7 protein-coding genes are annotated in these 6,400 nt (G+C 40.0%); 3 read left to right on the top strand and 4 right to left on the bottom strand.

Features of this window, described 5'->3' with window-relative positions:
- From BCG07_RS05795 to BCG07_RS05780, 4 genes are all read right to left on the bottom strand, one after another.
- Nucleotides 1-944, bottom strand: a 944-nt coding sequence (locus BCG07_RS05795) for an ABC transporter permease (RefSeq protein WP_286889223.1), incomplete at its 3' end; no start/stop codon positions are given.
- Nucleotides 934-1,632: a lipoprotein-releasing ABC transporter ATP-binding protein LolD gene (gene lolD, locus BCG07_RS05790; protein ID WP_006794753.1), complete on the bottom strand. Its 699-nt coding sequence runs from the start codon at nucleotides 1,630-1,632 to the stop codon at nucleotides 934-936. The genes BCG07_RS05795 and lolD, both read right to left, overlap by 11 nt.
- Nucleotides 1,625-2,842: a lipoprotein-releasing ABC transporter permease subunit gene (locus BCG07_RS05785; protein ID WP_138740875.1), complete on the bottom strand. Its 1,218-nt coding sequence runs from the start codon at nucleotides 2,840-2,842 to the stop codon at nucleotides 1,625-1,627. Before BCG07_RS05785 ends, lolD begins: the two co-directional genes overlap by 8 nt.
- Before the next feature lie 137 nt (nucleotides 2,843-2,979).
- Nucleotides 2,980-3,852, bottom strand: coding sequence for a LysR family transcriptional regulator (locus tag BCG07_RS05780; protein ID WP_286889221.1), 873 nt, complete (start codon nucleotides 3,850-3,852; stop codon nucleotides 2,980-2,982).
- Between the two features lie 131 nt (nucleotides 3,853-3,983).
- Between BCG07_RS05780 and BCG07_RS05775 the strand changes: the two genes are divergently transcribed.
- The 3 genes from BCG07_RS05775 to BCG07_RS05765 all read left to right on the top strand — a co-directional run.
- Nucleotides 3,984-5,105, top strand: coding sequence for an S-(hydroxymethyl)glutathione dehydrogenase/class III alcohol dehydrogenase (locus BCG07_RS05775; protein ID WP_286889219.1), 1,122 nt, complete (start codon nucleotides 3,984-3,986; stop codon nucleotides 5,103-5,105).
- Nucleotides 5,106-5,173: 68 nt separating this feature from the next.
- The gene (fghA, locus tag BCG07_RS05770) at nucleotides 5,174-6,016 is read left to right on the top strand and encodes an S-formylglutathione hydrolase (protein ID WP_286889218.1); all 843 of its coding nucleotides are present in this window, start codon (nucleotides 5,174-5,176) and stop codon (nucleotides 6,014-6,016) included.
- Nucleotides 6,017-6,206: 190 nt separating this feature from the next.
- On the top strand, nucleotides 6,207-6,400 hold a 194-nt coding region (locus BCG07_RS05765), incomplete at its 3' end, for a transposase (protein WP_138922260.1).

Below are 6,400 nucleotides of genomic sequence, written 5' to 3'. Positions count from 1 at the left end.
CTGTCTTTAGCGCCCATTGTTTTTAAAATTGCGATATTGCCTTCTTTTTCACGCACTTCCATGACAAGAGAAGACACAATATTAAAACTCGCAACAGCAATAATTAAAAACACAACAATATAAACAATGGTACGAACCATTTGTATATCTTGATATAAGCTACCTTGTGTTCTAAACCAACTAGAAATATAGACATAATCGCTAATGGTTTGCCCTACATTAAGCGCTATTTGATGCGCTGAAAACACATCATCAACACTTAACCTTAAACCTGTAACTTGGGTTTCGTCGTAGCCAAGTGTTTGCTGCGCTTTGCCCAAATGTATAAAAGCAGCCGTGCTGTCAATTGGGCCGCCCATTTCAATAACACCTGCAAGGCTCAGGGTAACGCGTTTAGGTGCTAATAACTGACCACCTGCTTGCCCAACCTGAGGAATTAGCAAAGTAATATTGTCGCCCACTTTTGCGTCAAGTTGCTTTACTATTTGTTGGCCTAAAATAACCTCTTCAGAGGATAATTGGCTTACTAATTTACCTGTTCCAAACTGGTTAACTGCAGAAACATTGCCCTCATAAGAAGGGCTAACACCGCGTATTTCGACCGCTTTTAATTGGCTTTTATACTGCGCCATACCATTAACCGCGATAAATGGGGCTGCTCCCGTTACATGCGGCTGACTTTCTATATTAGCTACTTTTAGCTGCCAATTAGCAATAGGTCTGCTTGGTGCAACATATTCAACCTGAGGTACTACGCTTAGTAAACGATGGACTAATTGTTGTTCAAAGCCATTAATTACTGAAAGGGCAACAATTAAAACAGCGACCCCCAATAAAATACCTATAGTAGACGCTTTAGCTATAAAACTAACAAACCCGTTTTTTTCGTCTTTATGACCTGAGTATGCTCTAAAACGTTTACTTAAAAATGCACTAAGCAACATATTGTGACTCTTTTACCGATAGTTTACCGTCATCTAAATAAGCTATTTTACCTAGTTTATCAGCAAGCTCTAAATCATGAGTTACCACTACAAAGCTCGTGTTTAAACTCTGGTTTAGCTCATTTATTAAATCATAAATTTTAATCGCATTTTGCTTGTCTAAATTACCTGTTGGCTCATCAGCAAGAACCAACGCAGGTTTAGTAACCAAAGCACGGGCAATAGCAACTCGTTGACGCTCTCCTCCTGAAAGTGCAGAAGGTTTATGATCACTTCGATGTGCAAGACCCACTTTTTCAAGCATGTCGAGCGCCTGTACTTTTGCTTCTTTTGCCGTTAAGCCTTTTATTAGCAAAGGCATTGCTACATTTTCTACAGCACTAAACTCCATCAATAAATGGTGAAACTGATAAATGAAACCTAAATTTTGGTTTCTAAAAGCTGCTTGTTCAGTACGAGATAACTTAGCAACTTCTTGATTTTTAATTTTCGCAATACCTGCAGTGGCAGTATCAAGCGTACCGAGTATATGCAAAAGCGTACTTTTACCAGAACCAGAACTACCTACAATAGCAAGCATTTCACCTTGCTGTAGCGCTAAATCCACGCCCTTTAGCACTTCAACTTGGTTGTTGCCATCTTGGTATACTTTGCTTAAATTTTCACAACTAATTACTAAATTATTCATAACGCAATACCTCTGCTGGTTTTACTTTTGCGGCTTTGCGCGCAGGATATAAGGTAGCTAAAAAGCTCATAGCAATACTGGCAAACGCAATTATTACTAAACTAAGCACATCAAATTTCACAGGTAGTTCAATGCCAGCAAGTAGACTCAGGCCAACTAATTCAAGAAGCTCATTTATGTATAAACTCAGTAGCACCCCAAAAAAAGCGCCGATTAATGTTCCAATAACGCCATTGTAAAGACCTTGAACCATAAATACTTTTTGCACCTGCGATGGTGTAAGCCCAAGTGTTTGAAGTATCGCAACTTCCCCTTGTTTTTCACTCACCATCATTGTTAAGGCAGATACAATATTAAACACAGCGACCAGTACAATAAGTGCAAGTAACATGGACATGATCCGCTTTTCCATTGCTACTGCGGCAAATAAAGTGCCTTGGCTGCTTCGCCAATCTGAATAGTTGTAACCTTTTAATATAAGTTGGCTTGCGTCCGTAAATTCGTCCAATTCAAAGGGTTCAAAAAGTGACACACTTAAATTTGGGGCAACATTTTTATTTAACTTTAAAACACGCTGAAGCGATGGCCCACTTGTGAAAGCGAGTGCCATGTCTATTTCAGAGCCCGTTTCGTATATTGCTGCAACTTTAAATAAACGCTGGCTAGGCACACGCCCCAAAGGAGTATAAGTAGATGCATTTGGCATGATCACACGAAGTTTATCACCTAAACCAACACCTAACTTCCGACTCAAATAGCGGCTTATAGCAATGTTATAATTACTATTAAGTACTGTTTGCCAATTGCCTTGTACTATTTTCTCAGTAACTTTGTATAACGCACCGTTATTGTCATATAAACCTTGCAGTAATACACCGTGAAGATCTTTATTGGTTTGCAAAATAGCTTCGCCTTGGCGATACAAATTAACATGTTTCACATAAGACGATTTAGTAAGAGCTGCCTTTAAACTCGTTATTTGCTCTGGGGTGTGCTGATCAGATTTAACTTCAATGTGCGGAATAAGGCCAAGCATATTAGTTTTTAAGCTATGCTCAAACCCATTCATTACACTGCTTACAGTAAATAAAGCCATTAAACCAATAGCAATACCGGCAATAGAAAAAAAAGAAATAAACGATATAAACGCATTCCCTTTTGAGGAGCGGCTGTATCTAAGTCCTATAAATAAGCTAACCGGTTGAAACATATAATTTAAAACATTTATGCTAAAAGTGTGGGGTTATAGTAGCACGAAGTTAGCACAATTGAATATGACCATAAATGTAAGAAATAATTTATAAATCTGAGACTTGGATGATTTTTCAGCAATTTATTTAGTGCAATTTATTCTTTAAGGCCAGCAACTAAATAGTCTAGCAATACACGTACATTGGTAGCTACAAACTGACGTGGTGGATAAACCCCCCACACACCTTCTTGCTTGGGTTGGTAAGACGTTAAAATAGGCACTAACTCACCACTATTAAGCTCATTATCTATATAATAATCAGGGAGTTGCACAATACCTAAGCCTTTTTTAGCGCCATCAACAAGTGCCCAACCACTGTTGCAATGTAATCTGCCAGCAATTTTAATGTGTTTTTCACGCTCATTTTCGTTTACACGCCAATAACTACTATTACCTACTAAACACTGGTGGTTATGTAGCTCACCTAAGGTATGTGGCTCACCAAAGCGCCTTAAATAAGCAGGCGATGCACACATAATAAAGCGCCGATCACTTAACCTTCGCGCTTTTAAGCTCGAATCTTTTAAATGGCCTAACCTGATTGCTAAATCAAACCCGCCTTCAAGTAAATCTTCTTGTTCGTTACTTAGGTTTGCAATAACTTCAACATCGGGGTGATCGTGCATAAAATTGTGCACAATAGGCATAATAAAGGTTTCGCCGAACATTACCGGGGCTGTTAGTTTAATTTTTCCTTTAGGGGTTGTTTGATGTGATGCAAGGCCCTGCGTAGCATCGTCCATTGCATGCTGTAAGTGTTTTATTTGGTGTAAAAAAAACTCACCTTCTTTGGTAAGAACAACTTTTCGTGTGGTGCGCGTTAAAAGCTGGGTATTTAAACGTTGCTCAAGGGCGGTTACATGACGGCTAATATGCGCAACCGAAAGGCCCAATATCCTAGCTGCAGCAGTAAAGCTTCCTTCCTCACCGACTGCTATAAATTCGTCAATCCCATCCCAACGCGCCATTATTACCATACTGTAAAAGTGTTTTAATAAATAAGAGATTATCATTATATGAGAAACAAATACAATAGTCCCATCACCCAAACAAAATGGGTCTACAATTGATATTAAATAACACTACTAAGGATAAACACATGTCTGATTTTATTAAATCAAAAGCGGCGATTGCTTGGGGCCCTAACCAACCTTTAAGCGTTGAAGAAGTTGATGTAATGATGCCTAAAAAAGGCGAAGTAATGGTAAAAATTACTGCTACTGGTGTTTGTCATACCGATGCATTTACGTTATCAGGTGAAGATCCAGAAGGTATATTCCCAGCTATTTTAGGCCACGAAGGCGCAGGCGTTGTTTATGCCGTTGGCGAAGGTGTAACAAGTGTTGAAGTGGGGGATCATGTAATTCCACTTTATACCGCTGAATGTGGTGAGTGTAAAATGTGTACATCAGGCAAAACTAACCTTTGCTCTGCAGTACGCGAAACACAAGGTAAAGGTTTAATGCCAGACGGCACAACGCGCTTTTTTAAAGACGGCCAACCAATTTACCACTATATGGGTACGTCTACATTTTCTGAGTACACAGTACTCCCAGAAATTTCACTCGCCAAAGTAAACAAAGAAGCATCGCTTGAAGAAATTTGTTTATTAGGGTGTGGGGTTACAACCGGTATGGGTGCTGTAACTAACACAGCTAAAGTTCAAGAAGGCGATACAGTCGCTATATTTGGCCTTGGTGGCATTGGTTTATCGGCCATTATTGGTGCAAAAATGGCAGGCGCGAGTCGTATTATTGGTGTAGACATTAACACCAGTAAATTTGACCTTGCCACTAAACTTGGCGCAACCGACTTAATAAACCCTAAAGATTTCGACAAGCCAATTCAAGAAGTGATTGTTGAAATGACTGACGGCGGCGTTGATTACTCATTTGAATGTATTGGTAACGTTGATTTAATGCGCTCTGCCCTTGAGTGTTGTCATAAAGGTTGGGGGGAATCGGTAATTATTGGTGTAGCCGGTGCTGGCCAAGAAATTTCAACTCGTCCTTTCCAGCTTGTTACCGGTCGTGTATGGCGTGGTAGCGCATTTGGTGGCGTTAAAGGTCGCTCGCAACTTCCTGAAATAGTTGAGCGCTATATGGCAGGCGAATTTGCCTTAAACGACTTTATTACTCATACAATGAGCCTTGAAGAAATTAACGATGCATTTGATTTAATGCACGAAGGCAAGAGTATTCGTACTGTAATTCATTACTAATAAGCACTTAGTAAGCGACTTGATAAAAAGCCGTAATACTTGAACGTTTACGGCTTTTAAGGATTATTATGTTAGAGAATATCTCAAGTACAAAAGTAGCCGGTGGTTGGCATAAGCAATACACTCACGCTGCAACAAGTACCCATTGCACAATGCGTTTTGCGGTATTTTTACCACCAGGTGCAAGTGAAACAAACAAAGTCCCTGTGCTTTATTGGCTATCGGGTTTAACCTGTACCGACGAAAACTTTATGCAAAAAGCGGGCGCGTTTAAAAAAGCTGCTGAGCTGGGTATTGCGATAGTGGCACCGGATACAAGCCCGCGTGGCGATAAAGTACCCAATGAAGATAGTTATGACTTTGCTCAAGGTGCTGGTTTTTATGTTAATGCTACGCAAGCGCCCTTCAACACACATTTTAATATGTACGACTATGTAGTTGATGAGCTACCAGCACTTATTGAACAGCATTTTCCGGTAACAAGTACTAAAGCCATTAGTGGTCATTCTATGGGTGGGCACGGTGCTTTAATGGTTGCACTTAAAAACCCACAAGCCTATGTAAGCGCATCTGCGTTTAGCCCAATCGTTAACCCAATAAATTGCCCATGGGGCACAAAAGCGTTTACTGGTTATTTAGGTGACAATAAATCACTTTGGGCACAATACGATACCTGCGAGCTTATGAAACTAGCAAAGCAGGACGACTACTTACCTATGCTAGTATCGCAAGGTGATGCCGATGGCTTTTTAGATGAGCAACTTAAACCACACAACCTAGTGGCTATCGCTCACGATAAGAGTTACCCGTTAACGCTGGAAATGCAAGAAGGTTACGATCATAGTTACTTCTTTATAAGTAGTTTTATTGACCAACACTTATTATTTCATAGTCAGTCTTTAACTGCGTAGCCTCGTTAGTGTGTAGTTCTGGCTTATCTAGTTCTACGCACTCTTTTAAACTTTTACTCACCTTCCTACACACTTGGCGTTGTTGCTTATTTTCCACACTGACAAAGTCGACTAATGCAGAATCAATTATTAAACCTAACTGAATCGCCCCGTGTTTGCCAGAGACTCAATAACTTGAGAAACTGGAACTATGAAAAAATCAAATCGCTATACATCAGAATTTCGTGAACGTGCAATTAGGCTTGTTACCACACAACAGCATGAATACCCTTCTCTTTGGGCTGCGCTAGTATCGATTTCAGATAAACTGGGATGTACCCCAGAAACACTTAGAGCATGGGTCAAGAAATCTCAAGCTCAACCGTCTAAACCCTCTTCTAATAC

This window comes from Pseudoalteromonas sp. ESRF-bin5, assembly GCF_002632075.1.
Classification (GTDB): Bacteria; Pseudomonadota; Gammaproteobacteria; order Enterobacterales; family Alteromonadaceae; genus Pseudoalteromonas; species Pseudoalteromonas marina.
The sequence above is the reverse complement of the archived record's forward strand: the minus strand, read 5'-3'. Positions and strand labels throughout refer to the sequence as shown.

Bases quoted from the DNA above. Each gene is read 5' to 3' on its own strand.
- BCG07_RS05785 (WP_138740875.1), bottom strand. From the start codon at position 2,842: ATGTTTCAACCGGTTAGCTTATTTATAGGACTTAGATACAGCCGCTCC.
- fghA (WP_286889218.1), top strand. From the start codon at position 5,174: ATGTTAGAGAATATCTCAAGTACAAAAGTAGCCGGTGGTTGGCATAAG.
- lolD (WP_006794753.1), bottom strand. From the start codon at position 1,632: ATGAATAATTTAGTAATTAGTTGTGAAAATTTAAGCAAAGTATACCAA.
- BCG07_RS05775 (WP_286889219.1), top strand. From the start codon at position 3,984: ATGTCTGATTTTATTAAATCAAAAGCGGCGATTGCTTGGGGCCCTAAC.
- BCG07_RS05780 (WP_286889221.1), bottom strand. From the start codon at position 3,852: ATGGCGCGTTGGGATGGGATTGACGAATTTATAGCAGTCGGTGAGGAA.